The 1995-nt window shown below is 48.2% G+C and carries 3 protein-coding genes; all 3 read left to right on the plus strand.

What is annotated here, in order from left to right; genetic code table 11:
* Positions 1-163, plus strand: a 163-nt coding sequence (locus A3761_RS28385; RefSeq protein ID WP_231881122.1) for an SEC-C metal-binding domain-containing protein, incomplete at its 5' end; no start/stop codon positions are given.
* A 36-nt stretch (positions 164-199) separates the two neighbouring features.
* Positions 200-1432, plus strand: coding sequence for a bifunctional glutamate N-acetyltransferase/amino-acid acetyltransferase ArgJ (argJ, locus tag A3761_RS02235; RefSeq protein ID WP_068516350.1), 1233 nt, complete (start codon positions 200-202; stop codon positions 1430-1432).
* A gap of 91 nt (positions 1433-1523) precedes the next feature.
* A partial coding sequence (locus A3761_RS02240; protein ID WP_156491509.1) for an NUDIX domain-containing protein occupies positions 1524-1995 on the plus strand: 472 nt, incomplete at its 3' end.

Raw genomic sequence — 1995 nt, forward strand, 5'->3', positions numbered from 1 at the left:
ACATGCAGATGCCAATGCAGCCGGTAGTGAAGGTGGCTCGGCTCCGGCGGCTGAAGAAAAGCAGGCCCCTGTGACGCGAGAAGGCCGTAAAGTAGGGCGTAATGAGCCTTGCCCATGTGGCTCGGGCAAGAAGTATAAGCAGTGCCACGGTAAGGTTTCATAGCCTTACTGTTAGTAAATATTTTAATTGGAAGGAATTATGGCTGTTGGTAAGGGTGATTTACCTGCCTTTTTTGACATAGACGGTGCGCGTATCGGTGTTGTTGAGGCTGGTATCAAAACAGAGGGTCGTAAAGACCTGGTTTTGATCGAGCTGGCTCAGGGGAGCACCTGTTCAGGCGTTTTTACAAAGAATGCTTTTTGCGCTGCACCGGTTCAGCTCTGTAAAGCGCACTTGGCGACAGGTAGCTTTGCTCAGGCTTCAAATGCCTATTTAGTGGTGAATACCGGTAATGCCAATGCAGGCACGGGTAAGCAGGGTATGGATGATGCTTTGCAAAGTTGTGCTGCTATAGCTGAACAGTTTGGTGTTGCGCGAGAACAAGTGTTGCCCTTTTCAACCGGTGTTATTGGTGAAAAACTGCCTATAGAGAAGATCGTAGCGGCAATTCCTCAGGCTAAAGTTCAGTTAAAAGGTGATGCTTGGGCCGATGCGGCCGAAGGTATTATGACAACCGATACTCGACCCAAGGGTGTGTCGACTGAAATTAGCTACGCAGGCGAGACTGTTCGTATTAATGGCATCAGTAAAGGCGCGGGCATGATTAAGCCAAACATGGCAACCATGCTGGCCTATGTCGGATGTGATGCGAGCGTGCCTCAAGCTTTGCTAGATGAATTATTGCAGGAGCTTGCTGAGGCCTCATTTAATCGAATTACTGTCGATGGCGATACCTCGACAAACGATTCTTGTATTCTGTTTACGACAGGCAAGTCAAAAGCACCTTTGATTGATAAGTCTCATGCTGATTTTCCAGCCCTTAAAGACGCCTTAAGTGATGTCTTGGTCGAGCTGGCGCAATTGATCGTGCGTGATGGCGAAGGTGCCACCAAGTTTGTAACGGTTCAGGTTGAGCAGGCTAAAAGTACTGAAGAAGCACTTGAAGTGGCTTACACCATTGCTCATTCTCCTTTGATTAAGACCGCCTTATTTGCCTGCGATCCGAATTGGGGTCGTATTCTGGCCGCCTTGGGCCGGGCTTCGATTGAGGCGTTTGATTTGAGCTTGGTCGAGATATACTTGGGTGATGTCAGGATTGTTCATCAAGGCGAGAAGTGTGCCGAATATACTGAAGAGCGCGGTCAGGCAGTGATGGATCAAGAAGAGATCACCATACGTATCGACTTAGCGCGTGGCAGTGTTGAAGAAACGGTATGGACAACTGATTTGTCTCACGACTATGTGACGATTAATGCCGAATACCGGACTTAAGCTTTATTTCTAGATAAAGCATACACTTTTTTGAATTATTATCTGGCTCATAGCTGTAAAGCTTATGGGCCGTTTTTTTGTAAAGGGGCTTATGTCGTCATCAAAAATAGTTCATGTGGCCGTTGGCGTCATAGAGAGAACATCTGCTGCCGGTGCCCGAGAGATCCTGATTTCTAAGCGTCCTGATGAGGTTCATCAAGGCGGCTTATGGGAGTTTCCAGGCGGCAAGGTCGAAAGTGGTGAAACGCTTCCTGTTGCTTTAGCCAGAGAACTGGAGGAAGAACTTGGCCTGGTGTTCGATCCTGAAGAGGCTGGCGCACTGCGACCGTTGATTCAGATTTCTCATGACTATGGTGACAAGCAAGTGCTGCTCGATGTCTGGCTGGTGTCCAAATTCTCGAAAGCGCCAAGCGATGGTCTTGGCCGAGAAGGTCAGCAAGTAAAGTGGGTTGAGTGTGGGGATTTATCAAAATACAGCTTCCCTGATGCTAATGTGCCTATCATCACCGCCTGCCAACTTCCAGAGCAATATATAGTTACGCCTACCTACCCAAATTTGGATA

This window comes from Oleiphilus sp. HI0123, assembly GCF_001635315.1.

Bases quoted from the DNA above. Each gene is read 5' to 3' on its own strand.
- argJ (WP_068516350.1), top strand. From the start codon at position 200: ATGGCTGTTGGTAAGGGTGATTTACCTGCCTTTTTTGACATAGACGGT.